We start from the raw sequence: 17,879 nt of genomic DNA, 5'->3' as shown, positions 1-17,879 counted from the left end.
CACCCCCGTGGCACACAGGCATACTGGGGGCGTTTATCTTTCACTGACCAAACTGCAGAAATGCGGCGGTCGGTTCTTTCAGGGGTTCAACATGATGCGTCGTTTGTTTTGGTTGTGTGTGGGTTTGTGGTGTATTCAAGCGCCGGTGTGGGCCCAAGAGTGGCCGAGCAAGCCGATCCGGTTGATCGTGCCGTTTCCCGCGGGTGGCCCGACCGATTTGGTCGGGCGCGAAGCGGCCAACATCTTGCGCGACGAACTCAAGCAAAGCGTGGTGGTGGAAAACCGCCCCGGTGGCAATGGCGTCACGGGTTTGGTCGCCTTGGCCAAAGCGCCGCCTGACGGCTACACCATTGGCTTGTTGGCCATCACGGCGGCCATCGCGCCGCATGTGGGCGAGCCGGGTTTTGATGCTTTCAAAGACTTTGCGCCCATCACCAATTTTGTGTCGATGACGCCGGTGCTCATCGCCAACAAAGACGCCCCGTTCAACAGCTTGGCCGAGATGATCAAAGCGGCCAAGGCCGGGGCCAAGTTGGCGTATGGCACCCCAGGCGTGGCCACGGTGCCGCACCTGGCCGCCGAGTTGCTGCAAGCCCAAGCCGGCATCTCATTGCTGCATGTGCCCTACAAAGGCGCGACCCAGCAAATCCAAGACCTGATCGGGGGCTCCACGCAATTGGACTTTCAAAGCTCTTTGGTGGTGGCCTTACCACAAATCAAGGCCGGCAAGGTCAAGGCCTTGGCGGTGTTTTCGGCCAAGCGCTCGCCGCAATTGCCCGACGTGCCCTCTGCGGCCGAGGCGGGTTACCCGGCTTTGGTGGTGCAACCGTGGTTTGGCTTTGGCGCACCGGCGGGCACTCCGCCTGCATTGGTGCAAAGAATGCACGCTGCACTGGTCAAGGGCTTGCAAAACCCCGAGGTGATCGAGCGCTTCACCAACATCGGCGCCACCTTGCACCCGAGCGCCTCACCGGCTGAATTCGCCGCCTACATCCGGCGCGAGCACGAGCGCTGGGGCAAGGTCATCAAAGACGCCAACATCAAGCCAGAGTAAGCCGCCACTTGGGTGTGGGCGCGCCCCGCTCACCCGCAAAGGGGTTCAGCCGTGAAAGGCCAATAACTCAGCGGCGGTCTCGGTGGGCAAGGCCTCGGGGATGAAGTGACCGCAGGCCATGGCACGGCCACTCAAGGGGCCGCTGCACTGGGCTTGCCACAAGGCCATGGGGTCAAACAGGCGCTGCACCACGCCTTGCGCGCCCCACAGCACATGCAAGGGGCACACCACTTTGTCCCCTTGCGCTCGGTTGGCGCGCTCGTGTTCCAAGTCGATGCTGGCACCGGCCCGGTAGTCTTCGCAGGCGGTGTGGATGGCGGCGGGCAAACCATTGGCCGCCAGCGTGGGGTTGGTGAAGCAGCGTTCATATTCGGCCAGCGCCTCAGGCTCGATGTGGCCCAGGCCCGCGCTGCCCCAACCGCCCAGCTTGGCGTGCAGGTAGGCAAGTGGATTGCCCGCGATCATGGTCTCGGGCAATGGCGCGGCTTGGGTCAAATGAAACCAGTGGTAATAGGCCTGTGCAAAGGCCATGTCGGTGGCGTTGTACATGTCCAGGGTGGGCGCGATGTCGAGCACGCTCAGGCGCAGCACCCGATCGGGGTGGTCCAGCGCCAAGCGGTAAGCGACCCGGCCACCCCGGTCGTGGCCGCTGAGGTGAAAGGCTTTCACGCCCAGCGCATCCAGCAAGCCCACCACATCGCTGGCCATGGCCCGCTTGCTGTGGTGGCTGTGGTCAGGCCCGCCCAGGTGGTGTGAAGAGTCGCCATAGCCGCGCAAGTCGGGCATCACCACGAAGAAGTGGTGCTTGAGTGCTTGCGCCACCCGGTGCCACATCACATGGGTTTGTGGAAAGCCGTGCAACAGCACCAACACGGGTGCGCCCAACTTCCCGCCCGTGCGGTAGCACACCGTTTGCCCGTTGACCTCGGTGGTGTGGCGGGTGAAGCCTTCAAACCAAGTCATGTCTGTCTCCTGATCGTTGGCAGCGTTTGATGGGGCCTGGGGGAGGAGCCCAGCACGCTACGGTACACAGTGTATTCACAGTGATTGGCGGTAACGCGCCATCATGTTCTCTTGGGTTTCGGCTTCAATGGCATGGCCTTGCGTGGCTTGTATTTGATCGCGCAGCATCTCACCCATGCTGGGCATGAGGTGACGTTGGGCGTGATTGGAGGGGTTCCACAGCTGAGCCCGCATAAAGGCCTTGGCGCAATGCAAATACACCGCCTGCACCTTGACCCGAATGACCAGCGCGGGTGTGCGTCGCGCATCGGTGCAAAGTTGGCGCTCAGTTGGGTCGGTCGACAGGGATGCTTGGCCATTGATGCGCAGGGTTTCGTCAAAGCCGGGCAGCATGAAGAGCAAGCCCAGTTGGCTTGTGTCGATGATGTTCTCCAGCGTGTCCAGACGGTTGTTGCCCGGTGCATCCGGGATCAACAAGGTCTGGTTATCGATGACTTTCACAAAGCCCGGGTCACCCCCGCGTGGGGATGCGTCCATTTGGCCCAACGCGTTTGAGCTGGCCAGCACCACAAAGGGAGACAGGGCGATGAACTGCTGGGCATGTCGATCCAATGACCGCATCTCTTTCAGCGTGGCACGTTCGCTGGCGGCTCCATACAGTTGGCGCAGCTGGTCACGGGTGGTGAGGTTCATGTTTACCCCTTTGCAAATGAATGGGTCTGTGCTCGGCCTGTCGTTTGTCAAGTCGTCCGATGACTGATGGAAAAACGTTCAAGCCTTGGCGGGTGGTTTTTGTCCCAACCAAAGCAACAAACTGCGCAAGGCGTGTTGCACGGTGGCGCGGCGCACTTGGGCGCGGTCGCCGTCAAAGTGCTGGCGCTCGGTTTTGACCCATGCGGTGTCGGCCCCCAGGGTGGGGCCGCTGTCGCTGGGCAAGGCCCAAGCAAAGCACACCGTACCCACGGGGCGTGAGGCGCTGCCCCCGGTGGGGCCAGCCACACCGGTCACCGCCAGGCTGACCTGCGCTTTGGAATGGCGCAAGGCACCCAAGGCCATGGCCTGGGCCACCGGCTCGCTGACCGCGCCGACACGGGCAATCAGGGCCGCATCCACACCCAAGGACTCATGCTTGGCGTCGTTCGAGTAAGTGACAAACCCCCGCTCGAACCATTGGCTAGACCCAGCCAATTCGGTGCAGGCCGCAGAGATCAGGCCGCCGGTGCAACTCTCGGCGGTGGCCAGGCTCCAGCCGCGTTGCAGCAGTGCCTGGGCCAGTTGCTCGACCAAGGCCGAGGTGTCATCGGTGGGGTGTGAACTCATGTGACGGTCCTCCATAAAGCGATCACCAACAGGGTGCAGAAAGCGGCCACCAGGTCGTCAAACATGATGCCAAAGCCGCCACGCCAACCAAAGCCTTTGAACGACTTGTCGGCCCAGCCCACCGGCCCAGGTTTGGCGGCATCGAAAAAGCGAAACAGCACAAAGGCCCAAAACTGGGCCCAAAAACCCGCTGGCAGCAGCAACCACAGCACCAACCAAAAGGCGACGATTTCGTCCCATACGATGTTGCCCGGGTCGCTCACGCCCAAGTTGCGCGCGGTGACGGTGCAGGCCCACCAACCCAGGGGCAGGCTCAGGCCAATCAACCAGGCCAACTGGACGGCATCAAAGTACAAATGCAAAACGGAAAAACTGGCCCATGCCCACAGGGTGCCCACCGTGCCAGGGGCCCACAGGCTGAGCCCGGCGCCAAACCCCAGGGCAATGACATGCGCGGGGTGGCGCTTCATGAATTGGCGGTCGATGGCGATGTTCATTCAGGCAAAGTGGTCAAAACTGGTGAGGCGGCTCACATCGATGGCTTGGCCTTGGGGGTCGAGCACGCGCAATCCAGCGGGGGTGATGCGGCCCACCCGGCTGACGGGTGTGGCGCTGGCTTGGGCGGCGGCCCACACGGCAGCGCGATGTTCGGGCGCGGCGGTGAACAGCAATTCGTAGTCATCGCCACCGGTCAAGCCACAGGCCAGGGCTTGCACCCAGGGCAGGGCGGCCAGGTCGGGGCAATGGGCGGGCCAAGCGGTGTCGCCATCGCTGGCATGAAGCAGCCAGCGGGTGTCGATGTCCGCGCCCACACCCGATGCCTTCAAGATGTGGTCCAAGTCGCCGAGCAAACCGTCGCTCAGGTCGATGGCCGCATGGGCCACACCCCGCAAGGCCTGGCCCAGGGCCACACGTGGCGTGGGCCGCTCCATGCGCGCACGGGCGCGCTCAAAGGCGTCGATGGGCAAATGCAGTTGGCCGCGAAACACCTCCAGGGCCATGCGCGCTTGACCAACCACGCCGCTGATATAAATGTCGTCGCCCACCTGAGCTGAGCTGCGCAGCAAAGCTTGGCCGGGGGGCAACTCGCCCCACACGGTGATGGCGATGGTCAAGGGCCCACGGGTGGTGTCGCCGCCGATCAATTCGCAGCCATGCGTGTCGGCCAGCGCCCACAGGCCTTGGGCAAAACCACGCAGCCAAGCGTCATCGGCCTGGGGCAAGGCCAGGGCCAGGGTGAAAGCGCAAGGGGTGGCGCCACACGCGGCCAGGTCGCTCAGGTTGACCGCCAAGGCCTTGTGGCCCAGGGCTGCTGGGTCGACGGTGGACAAAAAGTGGCGACCTTCGACCAGCATGTCGCTGGAGATGGCCAGGGCCTGGCCGGGGGTGGGCATCCAAATGGCGCAGTCGTCGCCCACACCGACTTGAGCGCGCTGGGGCGGGCGTTTGAAATAACGCTCGATGAGCTCAAACTCGCCCATGCGGTTGGCTCAGTGCAGGTTGCGCGAGCCGGGCTCGTGGCTCAAGGCGTCGAGCACAAACATGGGGATATCGACGTCGAATTTCTCGCCGTCTTCGGCCACGCAAAAGTACTGGCCGTGCATGGTGCCGGTGGGGGTGCGCAGCCGCGTGCCACTGGTGTATTCAAACGATTCACCCGAGCGCAGCAAAGGCTGATGTCCCACCACCCCCAGGCCGCGCACTTTTTCGTGCAGGCCTTGGGCGTCGTTGATGTTCCAGGTGCGCGAGATCAGTTGCGCGGCCAAGCTGCCGGTGTTGGTGATGGTGATGGTGTAGGCGAACATGTACAGGGACGCACTGGGGTCGGACTGTTCGGGCAAAAACTGCGGTTTGACGTCGACGCGAAACTGGTATTTGGGCATGGTGTGTGTTCGCTCAAGGGTGGGTGATTTTGTCTCATGGCCAATCGGGTGTGTCGGGGGTGAAATAATCGCCCCATGAACACGCCCACCTATCGCATCGCCCCATCCATTTTGTCGGCTGACTTTGCCCGCCTCGGTGAGGAGGTGCGCCAAGTCATTGATGCCGGCGCAGACTGGATTCATTTCGATGTGATGGACAACCATTATGTGCCCAACCTCACCTTTGGTCCGATGGTGTGCCAAGCCCTCAAGCCACATGCCAAAACCGCGGCCGGCGTGGCGGTGCCGATCGACGTGCATTTGATGGTCTCGCCAGTGGACGCCTTGGCCCAGGCCTTTGCCAAAGCCGGTGCCGATCTGATCAGTTTTCATCCCGACGCCAGCACCCATGTGCACCGCAGTGTGCAAGCCATCCAGGGCGCGGGTTGCCAGGTGGGTTTGGTGTTCAACCCCGCCGAGCCGTTGGACGTGCTCGATTGGCTGATCGACGACATTGATTTGATTTTGATCATGAGCGTCAACCCCGGCTTTGGCGGCCAGGGCTTCATCGACTCGGCCTTGCGCAAGGTGGAACAAGCGCGAAAGCGCATCCAAGCCAGCGGGCGCGACATCCGCTTGGAGGTGGACGGCGGCATCAAGCCCGACAACATCCGCCGGGTGGCCGATGCCGGGGCCGACACCTTTGTCGCGGGCAGCGCGATTTTTGGCCAGCCCGACTACGCCAGCGTGGTGCGCGCCATGCGCCAGGCCTTGTCCTGAAGTCCAACCGCTTCAAGGCCAGGTGACTGACGGTACCTGGGGCCATGGCGAGGGCCACCCGCTGACGTTCCTCAACAGAATTTAGCCAACTTTCAGGCCATGCCGCGCCACTTGCGCCAGCGTGTGCTCACGCCCATGCGCAGGCCTTCGAGCAGGCTGTAGACCACCGGGATCACCAGCAGGCTGAGCACGGTCGAGGTGATGAGGCCGCCGATCACCGCGATCGACATGGGCGAGCGAAAGCTGGGGTCGGCCAAGCCCCAGCCGAAGGCCAGGGGCAACATGCCCGCGCCCATGGCGATGGTGGTCATGATGATGGGGCGGGCGCGCTTGTGGCATGCATCCATCAAGGCGGCCATGCGACCCAGGCCTTGGTCGCGCTGGGCGACGATGGCGTACTCCACCAGCAAGATGGAGTTTTTGGTGGCAATGCCCATCAGCATGATCAAGCCAATCAGCGAGGGCATGGAAAAGCTTTTGTTGGCCAACAGCAAGCCGACAAAAGCGCCACCCAGCGACAAAGGCAAGGCAGCCAAGATGGTCAGCGGGTGCAAAAAGCCTTTGAACAGCAACACCAGCACGATGTAAATGCACAGCACCCCGGTGAGCATGGCCAAGCCAAAGCTGGCGAACAACTCGCCCATGGCCTCGGCGTCGCCGACCTCGACCACCGCAATGCCAGCAGGCAGGTTTTTCACTGCGGGCAGGTTTTTCACTTGCTCGGTCACATCGCCCAGGGGCAGGCCAGAGAGTTCAATTTCAAATTTGATGTTGCGCGCACGGTCGTAGCGGTCGATCACCGCGGGGCCCGAGCCCATGCTGATCTGGGCCACCTGGGCCAACATGACCGGGCCGCGCTTGCCGGGCACGCTCAGGCGCCCCAAGGTGTCCAGGTCTTGGCGGGCACTGTCTTGCAGTTTGACCACGATGGGGATTTGGCGCTGGTCCAAGTTGAGTTTCGCCAGGCCCGCGTCGTAGTCGCCGGAGGTGGCCATGCGCAAGGTCTCGCCAATCGCCGCGCTGGTCACGCCCAGATCGGCGGCGGCGGCAAAGTCGGGCACCACCACCACCTCGGGGCGCACCAGGCTGGCGCTCGAAGCCACATTGCCCAAACCGGGGATCAGGCGCAACTCGCGCTCAATGGCCTGGGCCGAGCTGAACAAAGCTTCGCGGTTTTCGCCGGTCAGCACCAAGATGTATTTTTCGCCCGAGCCGCCCAAGCCAACTTTGCTGCGCACCCCGGGCAGGGCGGTGAGGGCTTGGCGGATTTGTTGCTCGATGACTTGCTTTTTCGGGCGCTCGCCACGCTCGCTCATCAGCAAGGTGAGGGTGGCTTTGCGCGGCTCGCCCGCGCCCGAGGTGTCAAACGGGTCGGCACCCGCTGCTCCGCCACCAATGGTGGTGTAAATGCTTTTCACATGCGGCACTTGGCTCAACATCTGCCGCGCGGCTTCGGCGCTGGCCTGGGTTTGGGCCAGCTTGGTGCCGGGGGGCAACTCCAAATAAACCTGGGTTTGGCTGTTGTCGTCGGGCGGGATGAAGCCGGTGGGCAACAAGGGCACCAAAGACAGGGAGCCGATGAAAAACGCCAGGGCGCCCAAAACCGTCCACCAGCGGTGCTGCAAACACCACTGGGCCAAACGCAAGTAGCCGCCCATCCAGGCCGGGCGTGCCTCGGCGTGCACGATGGGGCGCAACAGGTAAGCGGCCATCATGGGGGTGAGGGCGCGCGCCACGACCAAAGAGGCAAACACAGCCAGCGATGCCGTCCAACCAAACTGCTTGAAAAACTTGCCCGGGATGCCGGCCATGAAGGCGGTGGGCAAAAACACCGCAATCAAAGTGAAAGTGGTGGCAATCACTGCCAGCCCAATTTCATCGGCGGCTTCCATGGCCGCTTGGTAAGGTGACTTGCCCATGCGCAAATGGCGCACGATGTTCTCCACCTCTACGATGGCGTCGTCGACCAAGATGCCCACCACCAGCGACAAGGCCAGCAGGGTCACCACGTTGATGGAAAAGCCCAGGGCTTGCATGCCAATGAAGGCCGGGATCACCGACAAAGGCAGGGCCACGGCGGTGACAAAGGTGGCGCGCCAGTCGCGCAAGAACAACCACACCACCAACACCGCCAAGATGGCCCCTTCATACAGCAGGTGCAAAGAGCCTTGGTACTCCTCGGCCACGGGTGAGACAAAGTCAAAGGCTTCGGTCAGTTCGATGTCGGGGTGGGCCGCGCGCAATTCGGTCAGGGCTTTTTGCACCGCTGCGCCGACCTCGATTTCGCTGGCGCCACGGCTGCGTGAGACTTCAAAGCCCACCACCGGCTGGCCATTGAGCAGGGCCGCAGAACGCGGCTCGGCCACCGTGTCTTGCACCTGGGCCACTTGGTCCAAACGGATGCGCCGGCCATCGGCCAAGGTCAACGACATGCGCGACAAGGTTTGGGCATCGGTGACCGTGCCCAGGGTGCGCACCGGTTGCTCCCCCCCGGCCACATCGGTGCGCCCGCCCGAGCTGTCGGACTGCATTTGTTTGAGTTGGCGCGAAATATCGGCCGCGCTGGCCCCCAGGGCTTGCAAGCGCTGCGGGTCCAAAGCGATGTGGATCTGCCGCTCCACGCCGCCCACCCGGTTGACCGCGCCGACACCGCGCACCGCCAGCAGCTTGCGCGCAATTTGGTTGTCGACAAACCACGACAAGGCCTCCGCATCCATGCTGGGAGAACGCACGGTGTAAGCCAAGATGGGTTGGCCAGCCAGGTCGAGTTTGCTGATGACCGGGTCTTTCAGGTCACCGGGCAATTCGCTGCGCACCCGGTTGACGGCCGAGCGCACATCGTCCAAGGCCTCTTGGATGGGTTTTTCCAAGCGGAATTCGGCGCTGATGGTGGCGCTGCCGTCTTGCACTTTGGTGGTGATGTGCTTCAAGCCTTGCAACGAGGCGATGGCGTTTTCAATCTTGCGCGCCACCTCGGTTTCCATTTGGGCCGGGGCGGTGCCGGGCAGGCTGGCGGTGACCGTGATGGTGGGCAGGTCGATGTCGGGAAAGTTTTGCACCTTCATCGACCCAAACGAGACCATGCCTGCAAAGCAGAGCATGACAAACAGCATGACCGCAGGGATGGGGTTTTTGATCGACCAGGACGAGACGTTGATCATGGTGCGATCCGAACCGTGTCGCCATCATTCAAAAAGCCCGCACCCTGGGTGACCAGCTTCACGCCCTCCGTCAGGCCTTGGGTGATTTCGATCTGGTCACCCACCCGGCGGCCGGTTTGCACCTTGACCAAGCTCACACGGTTGTCGGCCTTGACTTGCATCACATAGTTGAAGCCATCGCGGCTGACCACTGCGGGGGCCGGTACCGTCACGGCGCGGCTGCTGCCCGATTGGATGCTGCCACTGGCATACATGCCGGCCAGCGCAGGGGCGTGTCCGGCGCTGGGGGTTTGCAAGTCCACATACACCAGGGCTTGGCGGGTTTGTGGGTCCACCGTGGGGCCGAGCATGCGCACCCGGCCACTCAAGCTGGCGCCACTGGCGGCCATGAGGCTCACGGCCATGCCAGGTTTGATGCCCCCCAATTCGCTGGCGATCACCTCGGCGCGCCACTCCAGGCGGCCTTGGCGGATCAAGCGAAACAACTCGGTGCCCGGGGTGAGCACCGCGCCGACCGATGCGCTGCGCGCGGCGATGATGCCGCTGTCGGGCGCCAGCACCTGGGTTTGCTGCAGGCGCAGCTGCTGGCTGTCCACACTGGCTTTGGCCGCGGCGACGCGGGCCACAGCGGTTTCTTCAGCGGTGATGTATTGCACATACTGCTGGGCGCTGATCACGCCGGTGGGTTGCAGGCCACGGGCGCGCTCGGCGTTGGCGCGGGCTTCGTTGGCCGCGGCCTGGGCTTGGCTCAGGTTGGCTTGGGCCTGGGCCATGTCGGCTTGCACCGGTGCTGCATGGAACACCGCCAGCACTTGGCCGGCTTTGACCACATCGCCCACATTGACGCGCACCTCGGTCAGGCGCAAACCCCCAATTTCGGTGCCCACGCTGGCCTCTTGCCAAGCGGCGATATTGCCGTTGGCCTTGATTTGCATCGGCAAGGTTTGCACGCTGGGGCTGCCCACGGTGACGGTCAAGGCGGGTTTGGGTGGTGCGGCTTTGGGCGTTTGTGCCCCAGCCATGGGCGTCAAGCAAGACAGACCCAAAAGGAGAGCCAGGTGGGCCGCGCGGGTCAAGGCGGCGTGCCGTGAATAGGAAGTGGGGGTCATGGAGGTGTTGGCGCTGTGAGAAAAAGCGCCCATCAGAAAGATGGCCTCATTTTAAAGGGGTGGTCTGGGTGAACAGTGACTTGGGGATTGCATGCCCTTGGCGGGGGCAGGGGCGGTTGGGGCTGCGCTAGCATCGGGCCCCCAACAAACCGCAGCGGAGCATGCCATGACCATCCAAGCCATCATGATCGACCTGGATGGCACCTTGGTGCACACCTTGGGCGACTTTGCCGCGGCCATCAACCGCATGCTCGGCGATTTGGATTTGCCAGCGGCCAGCACCGAGGTTGTGGCGCACGCGGTGGGCCAGGGGTCAGCGCATTTGATCCGCAGCGTGATCGACCACCAACTCGGCTTGCCTGGGCAACAGCGCTGTGCGGGCCGTTCGGTGGACAACCTGTATGAGCCTGCGTGGCTGCGCTATCAACACCACTATGCGCAAATCAACGGCCAGTTTTCTGAGGTCTACCCAGGTGTGGTGCCCGCTTTGCAAGCTTGGCAAAACCGCGGCATGCCGATGGCGTGCTTGACCAACAAACCCGTGGCTTTTGCCAATGACTTGCTCAAGGCCAAGGGCTTGCATGGCTACTTCCAGTGCGTGTTTGGTGGTGATTCGTTTGCGCGCAAAAAGCCCGACCCTTTGCCGCTGCTGGAAACCTGCTGCGTCTTGGGCCGTGACCCCGCCCACACTTTGATGGTGGGGGACTCGCGCAACGATGCACAGGCTGCCGATGCGGCGGGCTGCCCCTTGGTGTTGGTCACTTATGGTTACAACCACGGTGAACCCATCCAGGCCGTGCCCGCATTGGCGCATGTGGACGACTGCCAACACATCCACGATGGCCAGTCTTGGGTGTGGCAGCGCACCGGCCCTTGAGAGACCACGCGTGTTTGTTACACTGCGCGCCATGTTCATACACCGCATCACCATCACAGGTTGCAGCGACCGGGGAGCTTGGCCCTGGCGTCGCCGCGTTGACCTGGCCGTGCGGGCGCATTGAACCTTTTCCCCTCGGCCTCCCCACCCCCCTTTTTTTGACCCTTTGACGGGTCTTTCCCTGGATTGAACGCCCCTGTGGGGCTGAGCTGTGGAGGCTCTCTCTGTGATCACCGAACTCGAATACAAAAGCCTGGCCTTGCAAGGCCACAACCGCATTCCCCTCATGGCCGAGGCGTTTGCCGATTTGGAAACCCCGCTTTCGCTCTACCTCAAGTTGGCTTTTGCCAAAGACGGCGGCAAGTACAGTTTTTTGCTGGAATCCGTCGTGGGCGGGGAACGGTTTGGGCGCTACAGCTTCATTGGCCTGCCGGCACGCACCTGGTTGCGCTCGCATGGTTTTGGCGAACAGGCGATGACCGAAGTGGTCAAAGACGGGGTGGTGGTGGAGACCGACCACGGCAACCCTTTGGACTTCATCGAGCGCTACCAAAAGCGTTTCAAGGTCGCTTTGCGCCCGGGCATGCCGCGTTTTTGCGGCGGCTTGGCCGGTTATTTTGGTTACGACACGGTGCGCCACATCGAGAAAAAGCTGCAGGCCACTTGTCCCCCGGACAGCCTGGGTTGCCCCGACATCATGCTGCTGCAAACCGAGGAGTTGGCGGTCATCGACAACCTGTCGGGCAAGTTGTACCTGATGGTCTACACCGACCCGGGCGAGGTCGAGGCCTATGCCAATGGCAAGAAGCGTTTGCGCGAACTCAAGGACTTGCTCAAGTACTCCGTCAGCGCACCCCCCTTGCGCCCGAGCACCAGCCACCCGGTGGAGCGCGAATTTGCCAAGGCCGACTATTTAAAGGCGGTGGAGCGCGCCAAAGGCCTGATCGAGGCGGGCGACTTTATGCAGGTGCAGGTCGGCCAGCGGCTGAAAAAGCGCTACACCGAAAGCCCCTTGTCGCTGTACCGAGCCTTGCGCTCCTTGAACCCCAGCCCCTATATGTATTACTACCACATGGGTGACTTTCATGTGGTGGGGGCCTCGCCCGAAATTTTGGTGCGTTTGGAGCACAACAGCCCTGCGACAGGCCTGGCGGCTGAGGGGGGCGCGGGGCGCAAGGTCACCATCCGGCCGCTGGCGGGCACCCGACCGCGTGGCGCCACCCCAGAGAGGGACAAAGCCATTGAGCAAGAGTTGATCCAAGACCCCAAGGAGCGCGCCGAGCATGTGATGCTGATTGATTTGGCGCGCAACGACATTGGCCGCATTGCCCAAGTGGGCAGCGTCCAAGTCACCGAGGCCTTTGCCGTGGAGCGCTACAGCCATGTGATGCACATCGTCAGCCACGTGGAGGGCGTGTTGCGCGAAGGCTTGGACAACATCGACGTGCTCAAGGCGACCTTTCCCGCGGGCACTTTGAGTGGCGCGCCCAAGGTGCATGCGATGGAGTTGATCGACCAGCTCGAGCCGACCAAGCGGGGCATTTATGGCGGGGCTTGCGGTTACCTCAGCTTTGCGGGGGACATGGACTTGGCCATCGCCATCCGCACCGGCATCATCAAAGACGACACCTTGTATGTGCAGGCCGCCGCCGGGGTGGTGGCCGATTCGGTGCCCGAAATGGAGTGGCGCGAAACCGAGCAAAAGGCACGCGCTTTGTTGCGCGCCAGTGAGCTGGTCGAGGAGGGCTTGGAATGAAGCTTTTGATGATCGACAACTACGACAGCTTCACCTACAACATCGTGCAGTACTTTGGTGAGCTGGGTGCGCCTGTGGAGGTGTACCGCAACGATGAAATCAGCTTGGCCGAGATCGCCCAACGCCAGCCCACCCATTTGGTCATCTCACCCGGCCCCTGCGCCCCCGAACAAGCGGGCATTTCGGTGGCGGCGATTCGACACTTCATGGGCCAGTTGCCCATTTTGGGCGTGTGCTTGGGCCATCAAAGCATTGGTGCCGCCTTGGGCGGGCGAATTGTGCGGGCCCAACAGCTCATGCATGGCAAAACCTCGGTCATCCACACCACGGGCGAAGGGGTGTTTGCGGGCTTGCCTGAGCGCTTTGTGGTCAACCGTTACCACTCCCTGGCCATAGAGCGCGACACCTGTCCAGCCGACTTGCTGGTCACCGCGCGCAGCGAAGATGGGGAGATCATGGGGGTGCGACACCGCAGCTTGCCGCTGCAAGGCGTACAGTTTCACCCCGAATCCATCTTGACCGAACATGGCCATGCCATGTTGAAAAACTTCCTCACAGGTGCCGCATGAAAACCGTTGACTTGCGCAGTGATACCGTGACCCAACCCACGCCCGCGATGCGCCAAGCCATGGCCGCGGCCCCCGTGGGTGACGATGTGTTTGGGGGCGACCCATCGGTGAACGCTTTGCAAGACCGCTTGGCCGCGCTCACCGGCAAAGAAGCGGCCTTGTTCATGCCGTCGGGCACCCAAAGCAATTTGTGCGCATTGATGGCGCATTGCGAACGGGGGGACGAATACCTTGTGGGGCAAAACGCCCACACTTATCGCTATGAGGGCGGCGGGGCCGCGGTGCTGGGCAGCATCCAGCCCCAACCCCTGGCCCAAAACGCGCAAGGCCAAATGGCCTTGGCCGACATGGCCGCGGCGATCAAGCCCTTGGACGCCCACTTTGCCCGCAGCCGCTTGCTGTGCCTGGAAAACACCTGGAGCGGGCATGTCATGCCCATGCCCTACCTGCAGCAAACCACCGACTGGGCCCGCCAACGCGGCTTGGCCACCCATTTGGACGGTGCGCGGGTGATGAACGCCGCCGTGGCCCAGGCCCAGACCGAGGGCAGTGACGTTTGGACCGAGTTGCGCCGCATCGCTGACTTGTTTGACAGCGTTTCCATCTGCTTGAGCAAGGGTTTGGGCGCACCGGTCGGGTCGGTCTTGTGCGGATCAAACGCATTGATGGCAAAGGCCCACCGTTGGCGCAAGGTGTTGGGCGGGGGCTTGCGCCAGTCGGGCGTGTTGGCGGCGGCGGCCATGCATGCGCTGGACCACCATGTGCCCGGCTTGGCCCAAGACCATGCGTTGGCACAACGCCTGGCCGCCGGCTTGCAGGGTTTGCCAGGCATGCACGTTGTTTCGGCCCAAACCAATATTGTTTTTCTCGATGTCGACCATGGCTTGGCGCCAGCGTTGCTGGCCCACCTGCGCCAAGATGGTGTGCTGGCCACCGGCATGGCGCGCCTGCGTTTGGTCACCCATTTGGATGTGGATGCCGCGGGCATCGACCAAGCCCTGGCCAGCGTGCAGGCATTTGCCGCGACCCACGCCGAGCGTTTACGGGCGCAACCCTGAATTTGATTGGATTGAAAGCAAACATGAGCCCCAAGGAGAACCCCATGCCCATCACCCCTGTTGAAGCGCTGCAACGCACCATCGAGCACCGCGAAATCTTCCACGACGAAATGCTCAGCGTGGTGCGCATGATCATGAGTGGCGAGCTGTCGCCCGTCATGACCGCGGCCTTGATCACCGGCTTGCGGGTCAAAAAAGAAACCATTGGCGAAATCACCGCTGCGGCCCAGGTCATGCGTGAGTTTTCCACCAAAGTGCATGTCAGCGATGCGCGCCATTTGGTGGACATTGTGGGCACCGGTGGCGATGGGTCACACACTTTCAACATCTCCACTTGCACCATGTTTGTGGCGGCGGCGGCTGGGGCCAAGGTGAGCAAGCACGGTGGGCGCAGTGTGAGCAGCAAAAGCGGCAGCGCCGATGTGCTGGAGGCCTTGGGCGTGAACATCCAGCTCAAGCCCGAGGCCATTTCGCGCTGCATCGAGCAAGTGGGCATTGGTTTCATGTTCGCCCCCAACCACCACCCAGCGATGAAAAATGTGGCACCCATTCGCAAGGAGTTGGGCGTGCGCACCATCTTCAACATCTTGGGGCCGCTGACCAACCCGGCTTCGGCGCCCAATATTTTGATGGGCGTGTTTCACTCCGATCTGGTGGGTATTCAGGTGCGTGCCTTGCAGCGTTTGGGTGCCGAACATGCGTTGGTCGTCTATGGGCGCGATGGCATGGACGAGGTCTCGCTGGGTGCGGCCACCTTGGTGGGTGAACTCAAAAACGGTCATGTGTCCGAATACGAAATACACCCCGAAGACTTTGGCTTGACCATGGTGAGCAACCGTGCCTTGCGCGTGGAGACGCCAGAGGCATCGCGCGACATGTTGCTGGGCGTGTTGCGCAACGAAGCGGGCCCGGCACGGGACATCGTCATCTTCAATGCTGGCGTGGCTTTGTATGCGGCCAACGTGGCCCCAGACATTGCCCAAGGATTGGTGCTGGCGCGCCAGGTCATCGAGTCGGGCCAGGCCATGCAAAGATTGGAGCAACTCATCAGCACCACCCAAAGCTTGGGGGCTTGAACCATGTCCGATATCTTGCAAAAAATTGTCGCCACCAAGCGTGAAGAACTGGCCCTGGCTTTGCGCACCAAGCCCCTGGCTCAGATGCGTGCCGATGCGGAAAGCCGTGTCCTCACACGCGACTTTGTCGGTGCGTTGCGCCGCAAAATCGACGCAGGACAAGCGGCGGTGATTGCCGAAGTCAAAAAAGCCAGCCCGTCCAAAGGTGTTTTGCGCGCTGATTTTGTGCCCGCCGACATTGCCCAAAGCTATGCCCAAGGCGATGGCAGCTTGAGCGCGGCTTGCTTGTCGGTGTTGACCGACCGCACCTATTTTCAGGGGGGCGTGGACGACTTGAAGCAAGCGCGGGCCTCGTGCGACTTGCCCGTGCTGCGCAAGGATTTCATGATCGACGCCTATCAAATCTACCAAGCCCGCGCCATGGGGGCCGACTGCATTTTGCTGATCGCTGCGTGTTTGGACGACGCCCAAATGGCGGATATGGAAGCCGTGGCTCGGGGCCTGGACATGGCGGTGTTGGTGGAAGTGCACGATCAGCACGAAATGGACCGTGCCCTGAAGTTGAAAACGCCGTTGCTGGGGGTGAACAACCGCAATCTGCGCACCTTTGAGGTGTCGTTGCAAACCACCTTGGACCTGCTGGGAGCCTTGCCGGCGGGGCGCATCTTGGTGACCGAAAGCGGCATCCAAACCCGCGAGGATGTACTTCGCTTGCGCCAAGCTGGGGTGCAGGCGTTTTTGGTGGGCGAAGCCTTCATGCGCCAACCTGAGCCCGGCTTGGCCTTGGCCGAACTGTTTCAGGCTTGAAGCCTCAACCGGCGGATCAAGGCGAGCATGCAACAGCCGCTGTGGCATGACGAGGCCGAGGCGTCAAACCGCTTGCGCCACTGGCCACCCGACGCGCAAGGTCAAATGCCCGGTGCGCACGGCGCTGAACCCTTGAGCGAGGCGTGGCAGGCCCTGTGGGGGACATTTGCCCGCAGCGATGCGGGGCGTGCGGTGAACGATTTTTTGGCCGAGCGCTTGGCCGCCGGTGCGGTGATTTACCCCAGCGACCCCTTGCGGGCCCTGCGCTTGACGCCTTTGAGCGCGGTGAGAGTGCTTATCCTGGGGCAAGACCCCTATCACGGGCCTGGGCAGGCCGAGGGCTTGGCCTTTTCGGTGGCGCCCGGTATCAAAATCCCGCCGTCCTTGCGAAATATCGTGCAAGAGGTGCGCCGCGACGTGGGTTTGGACGCGCCTGCGAACGGCTCTTTGACCACCTGGGCCCAGCGTGGGGTGTTGCTGATCAACACCAGTTGGACCGTGGAGCAGGGCCAAGCCGGTAGTCATGCTGGAAAAGGTTGGGATGCGCTCACTGACGAAGTAATCCAATCTGTATCTGCGTTTTCACCGCTGTGTGTGTATATGTTGTGGGGCGCGCATGCCCAGTCCAAAGCCTTGGCGATCGAAAAAACGGCGACCCAATCGGGCCAACAATGCCTGGTTTTGCAGGCCAACCATCCCTCGCCCTTGTCGGCTCGGCGGGGCCCCAGGCCCTTTGTCGGCTGTGGTCACTTCTCTTTGGCCCAGTCTTGGCTGCGCGAGCGGGGCGTGAACTGGCGTTGGGATTGGGCACTGACACCCCAAGGCGCGGCATGAATACCGAGGTCAATCTGCAATATATGCTATAGTGCGCGGTTCTGCGGAGGGGTGCCCGAGTGGCTAAAGGGGGCAGACTGTAAATCTGTTGGCTTACGCCTACGCTGGTTCGAATCCAGCCTCCTCCACCAGTGCAAAGATGTGACTTTGGGTGACCTGCGACTGTGAGGGTGTGAACCCGATGCGGGAGTAGTTCAATGGTAGAACCTTAGCCTTCCAAGCTAATGACGCGGGTTCGATTCCCGTCTCCCGCTCCACGTCTTTGAGGTTGTCGGTTGGTTGAATGCCCATGTGGCTCAGTGGTAGAGCACTCCCTTGGTAAGGGAGAGGTCGCGGGTCCGATTCCCGCCATGGGCACCAGTTTTTTGGTGCAGTGGCACTTTTTGATGTGCTTTTTTTTCGGAGTCGATAAATGGCAAAAGGCAAGTTTGAGCGGACCAAACCGCACGTGAACGTGGGCACGATTGGGCACGTTGACCATGGCAAGACGACGCTGACAGCGGCGATCACGACGATTTTGTCGGCGAAGTTTGGTGGTGAGGCCAAGGCCTACGACCAAATTGACGCAGCACCTGAAGAGAAGGCGCGCGGCATCACGATCAACACAGCTCACGTGGAATACGAGACGGCCAACCGCCACTACGCCCACGTGG

General features: G+C 62.1%; 18 protein-coding genes and 3 tRNA genes. 13 read left to right on the top strand and 8 right to left on the bottom strand.

Features of this window, described 5'->3' with window-relative positions:
• The first annotated feature begins 91 nt into the window (after nucleotides 1–91).
• Nucleotides 92–1,054 carry a Bug family tripartite tricarboxylate transporter substrate binding protein gene (locus AC8GFZ_RS16730; RefSeq protein WP_506646060.1) on the top strand — a complete coding sequence of 321 codons (963 nt, stop codon included), beginning with the start codon at nucleotides 92–94 and terminating at the stop codon, nucleotides 1,052–1,054.
• A gap of 45 nt (nucleotides 1,055–1,099) precedes the next feature.
• Here the strand turns inward: AC8GFZ_RS16730 and AC8GFZ_RS16725 are convergent, their stop codons facing one another.
• From AC8GFZ_RS16725 to apaG, 6 genes are all read right to left on the bottom strand, one after another.
• Nucleotides 1,100–2,017, bottom strand: coding sequence for an alpha/beta fold hydrolase (locus tag AC8GFZ_RS16725; RefSeq protein WP_506646059.1), 918 nt, complete (start codon nucleotides 2,015–2,017; stop codon nucleotides 1,100–1,102).
• A 75-nt stretch (nucleotides 2,018–2,092) separates the two neighbouring features.
• Nucleotides 2,093–2,710 carry a pyridoxamine 5'-phosphate oxidase family protein gene (locus AC8GFZ_RS16720; RefSeq protein WP_506646058.1) on the bottom strand — a complete coding sequence of 206 codons (618 nt, stop codon included), beginning with the start codon at nucleotides 2,708–2,710 and terminating at the stop codon, nucleotides 2,093–2,095.
• A gap of 78 nt (nucleotides 2,711–2,788) precedes the next feature.
• A complete protein-coding gene (locus AC8GFZ_RS16715; RefSeq protein WP_506646057.1) occupies nucleotides 2,789–3,337 on the bottom strand; it encodes a CinA family protein in 549 nt (182 codons plus the stop codon).
• Entirely contained in the window at nucleotides 3,334–3,834 is a 501-nt protein-coding gene (locus AC8GFZ_RS16710; RefSeq protein WP_506646056.1) for a phosphatidylglycerophosphatase A family protein, read from the bottom strand. The genes AC8GFZ_RS16715 and AC8GFZ_RS16710 overlap by 4 nt, the downstream gene beginning before the upstream one ends.
• Nucleotides 3,835–4,818 (bottom strand): thiamine-phosphate kinase, encoded by a 984-nt coding sequence (thiL, locus tag AC8GFZ_RS16705; protein ID WP_506646055.1) that lies wholly within the window; start codon nucleotides 4,816–4,818, stop codon nucleotides 3,835–3,837.
• 9 nt (nucleotides 4,819–4,827) lie between these two features.
• On the bottom strand, nucleotides 4,828–5,220 hold the full coding sequence (gene apaG / locus AC8GFZ_RS16700) for a Co2+/Mg2+ efflux facilitator ApaG/CorD (RefSeq protein ID WP_506646054.1): 393 nt from the start codon (nucleotides 5,218–5,220) through the stop codon (nucleotides 4,828–4,830).
• Between the two features lie 75 nt (nucleotides 5,221–5,295).
• Here apaG and rpe point away from each other — a divergent pair, with 75 nt between their 5' ends.
• Complete coding sequence (rpe, locus tag AC8GFZ_RS16695) at nucleotides 5,296–5,979, top strand: ribulose-phosphate 3-epimerase (RefSeq protein WP_506646053.1); 684 nt, start codon at nucleotides 5,296–5,298, stop codon at nucleotides 5,977–5,979.
• 92 nt (nucleotides 5,980–6,071) lie between these two features.
• On the opposite strand, the gene AC8GFZ_RS16690 is transcribed toward rpe, so the two are convergent.
• Nucleotides 6,072–9,137, bottom strand: coding sequence for an efflux RND transporter permease subunit (locus AC8GFZ_RS16690; RefSeq protein ID WP_506646120.1), 3,066 nt, complete (start codon nucleotides 9,135–9,137; stop codon nucleotides 6,072–6,074).
• Nucleotides 9,137–10,282 (bottom strand): efflux RND transporter periplasmic adaptor subunit, encoded by a 1,146-nt coding sequence (locus tag AC8GFZ_RS16685; protein WP_506646052.1) that lies wholly within the window; start codon nucleotides 10,280–10,282, stop codon nucleotides 9,137–9,139. The genes AC8GFZ_RS16690 and AC8GFZ_RS16685 overlap by 1 nt, the downstream gene beginning before the upstream one ends.
• A gap of 133 nt (nucleotides 10,283–10,415) precedes the next feature.
• Here AC8GFZ_RS16685 and gph point away from each other — a divergent pair, with 133 nt between their 5' ends.
• The 11 genes from gph to AC8GFZ_RS16630 form a co-directional block, all read left to right on the top strand.
• Nucleotides 10,416–11,126 (top strand): phosphoglycolate phosphatase, encoded by a 711-nt coding sequence (gene gph / locus AC8GFZ_RS16680; RefSeq protein WP_506646051.1) that lies wholly within the window; start codon nucleotides 10,416–10,418, stop codon nucleotides 11,124–11,126.
• A gap of 226 nt (nucleotides 11,127–11,352) precedes the next feature.
• Nucleotides 11,353–12,882 (top strand): anthranilate synthase component I, encoded by a 1,530-nt coding sequence (gene trpE / locus AC8GFZ_RS16675; protein WP_506646050.1) that lies wholly within the window; start codon nucleotides 11,353–11,355, stop codon nucleotides 12,880–12,882.
• On the top strand, nucleotides 12,879–13,451 hold the full coding sequence (locus AC8GFZ_RS16670; RefSeq protein WP_506646049.1) for an anthranilate synthase component II: 573 nt from the start codon (nucleotides 12,879–12,881) through the stop codon (nucleotides 13,449–13,451). Before trpE ends, AC8GFZ_RS16670 begins: the two co-directional genes overlap by 4 nt.
• Nucleotides 13,448–14,509: a low-specificity L-threonine aldolase gene (gene ltaE / locus AC8GFZ_RS16665; protein WP_506646048.1), complete on the top strand. Its 1,062-nt coding sequence runs from the start codon at nucleotides 13,448–13,450 to the stop codon at nucleotides 14,507–14,509. Before AC8GFZ_RS16670 ends, ltaE begins: the two co-directional genes overlap by 4 nt.
• Before the next feature lie 44 nt (nucleotides 14,510–14,553).
• A complete protein-coding gene (gene trpD, locus AC8GFZ_RS16660; protein ID WP_506646047.1) occupies nucleotides 14,554–15,585 on the top strand; it encodes an anthranilate phosphoribosyltransferase in 1,032 nt (343 codons plus the stop codon).
• A gap of 3 nt (nucleotides 15,586–15,588) precedes the next feature.
• Nucleotides 15,589–16,392, top strand: a complete 804-nt coding sequence (trpC, locus tag AC8GFZ_RS16655; RefSeq protein WP_506646046.1) for an indole-3-glycerol phosphate synthase TrpC — start codon at nucleotides 15,589–15,591, stop codon at nucleotides 16,390–16,392.
• A 27-nt stretch (nucleotides 16,393–16,419) separates the two neighbouring features.
• Nucleotides 16,420–17,226 (top strand): uracil-DNA glycosylase, encoded by an 807-nt coding sequence (locus tag AC8GFZ_RS16650; protein ID WP_506646045.1) that lies wholly within the window; start codon nucleotides 16,420–16,422, stop codon nucleotides 17,224–17,226.
• Nucleotides 17,227–17,271: 45 nt separating this feature from the next.
• Nucleotides 17,272–17,357, top strand: a tRNA-Tyr gene (locus AC8GFZ_RS16645).
• Nucleotides 17,358–17,409: 52 nt separating this feature from the next.
• A tRNA-Gly gene (locus tag AC8GFZ_RS16640) sits at nucleotides 17,410–17,483 on the top strand.
• A gap of 28 nt (nucleotides 17,484–17,511) precedes the next feature.
• A tRNA-Thr gene (locus AC8GFZ_RS16635) sits at nucleotides 17,512–17,586 on the top strand.
• Nucleotides 17,587–17,638: 52 nt separating this feature from the next.
• On the top strand, nucleotides 17,639–17,879 hold a 241-nt coding region (locus tag AC8GFZ_RS16630; protein ID WP_506646044.1), incomplete at its 3' end, for a GTP-binding protein.

Origin of the sequence: Limnohabitans rimovensis (SeqCode) (assembly GCF_965234775.1) — a bacterium.
GTDB lineage: Bacteria > Pseudomonadota > Gammaproteobacteria > Burkholderiales > Burkholderiaceae_C > Limnohabitans > Limnohabitans rimovensis.
This window is presented reverse-complemented; position numbering and strand designations above follow the sequence as displayed.

Excerpts from the sequence above, each read along its gene's own strand:
- gph (WP_506646051.1), top strand. The coding sequence starts at position 10,416 with ATGACCATCCAAGCCATCATGATCGACCTGGATGGCACCTTGGTGCAC.
- trpD (WP_506646047.1), top strand. The coding sequence starts at position 14,554 with ATGCCCATCACCCCTGTTGAAGCGCTGCAACGCACCATCGAGCACCGC.
- ltaE (WP_506646048.1), top strand. The coding sequence starts at position 13,448 with ATGAAAACCGTTGACTTGCGCAGTGATACCGTGACCCAACCCACGCCC.
- rpe (WP_506646053.1), top strand. The coding sequence starts at position 5,296 with ATGAACACGCCCACCTATCGCATCGCCCCATCCATTTTGTCGGCTGAC.
- AC8GFZ_RS16650 (WP_506646045.1), top strand. The coding sequence starts at position 16,420 with ATGCAACAGCCGCTGTGGCATGACGAGGCCGAGGCGTCAAACCGCTTG.
- AC8GFZ_RS16685 (WP_506646052.1), bottom strand. The coding sequence starts at position 10,282 with ATGGGCGCTTTTTCTCACAGCGCCAACACCTCCATGACCCCCACTTCC.
- apaG (WP_506646054.1), bottom strand. The coding sequence starts at position 5,220 with ATGCCCAAATACCAGTTTCGCGTCGACGTCAAACCGCAGTTTTTGCCC.
- AC8GFZ_RS16725 (WP_506646059.1), bottom strand. The coding sequence starts at position 2,017 with ATGACTTGGTTTGAAGGCTTCACCCGCCACACCACCGAGGTCAACGGG.
- trpC (WP_506646046.1), top strand. The coding sequence starts at position 15,589 with ATGTCCGATATCTTGCAAAAAATTGTCGCCACCAAGCGTGAAGAACTG.
- thiL (WP_506646055.1), bottom strand. The coding sequence starts at position 4,818 with ATGGGCGAGTTTGAGCTCATCGAGCGTTATTTCAAACGCCCGCCCCAG.
- AC8GFZ_RS16670 (WP_506646049.1), top strand. The coding sequence starts at position 12,879 with ATGAAGCTTTTGATGATCGACAACTACGACAGCTTCACCTACAACATC.
- AC8GFZ_RS16730 (WP_506646060.1), top strand. The coding sequence starts at position 92 with ATGATGCGTCGTTTGTTTTGGTTGTGTGTGGGTTTGTGGTGTATTCAA.
- AC8GFZ_RS16710 (WP_506646056.1), bottom strand. The coding sequence starts at position 3,834 with ATGAACATCGCCATCGACCGCCAATTCATGAAGCGCCACCCCGCGCAT.
- AC8GFZ_RS16715 (WP_506646057.1), bottom strand. The coding sequence starts at position 3,337 with ATGAGTTCACACCCCACCGATGACACCTCGGCCTTGGTCGAGCAACTG.
- AC8GFZ_RS16720 (WP_506646058.1), bottom strand. The coding sequence starts at position 2,710 with ATGAACCTCACCACCCGTGACCAGCTGCGCCAACTGTATGGAGCCGCC.